Source organism: Mesorhizobium sp. M7A.F.Ca.AU.001.01.1.1 (assembly GCF_004022735.1).
Taxonomy (GTDB): domain Bacteria; phylum Pseudomonadota; class Alphaproteobacteria; order Rhizobiales; family Rhizobiaceae; genus Mesorhizobium; species Mesorhizobium ciceri.
In genome coordinates this window covers 1-498 of the sequence record NZ_RZPF01001344.1, presented here as the reverse complement: position 1 = coordinate 498, position 498 = coordinate 1, and the positions used below count along the sequence as shown (strand labels likewise).

1 protein-coding gene is annotated in these 498 nt (G+C 60.2%); it reads left to right on the top strand.

Features of this window, described 5'->3' with window-relative positions; genetic code table 11:
• The coding region (locus EN884_RS38085; protein ID WP_128361236.1) for a PAS domain S-box protein at positions 1 to 498 on the top strand (498 nt) is incomplete at both ends.

Genomic DNA, 498 nt, shown 5'->3' with positions numbered 1-498 from the left:
TCTCAAGGACCGTGAGCGGGGCAGTCCGCAAAGTGCCCTGGAGATCGCCGCCCGTGAAGGGCGAGTTGAGCGCGAAGGCTGGCGTATACGCAAAGACGGAACTACGTTCTGGTCCCACGTGGTCATCGACGCCATTCGGCACGAGGATGGCGAACTCCTGGGGTTCGCGAAGATCACACGCGACATTACGGAGCGGAAGAAGGCGCAGGAGTCCTTGGATCAGGCCCGTGAGGCCCTTTTCCATTCACAAAAAATGGATGCGGTCGGCAAGCTAACGGGCGGCGTCGCCCACGATTTCAACAATTTGCTGATGGCGATTCTGGGAAGTCTTGAGCTGCTCCGCAAACGGCTTCCCGACGATCCACAATTGCTGCGTCTTCTCGACAACGCGGTGCTCGGCGCGCGACGGGGAGCGTCCTTGACGCAGCGCATGCTGGCCTTTGCCCGGCGGCAGCAACTCGATCCAAAGCCTGTCGATTTGATAGGGCTCATACACGG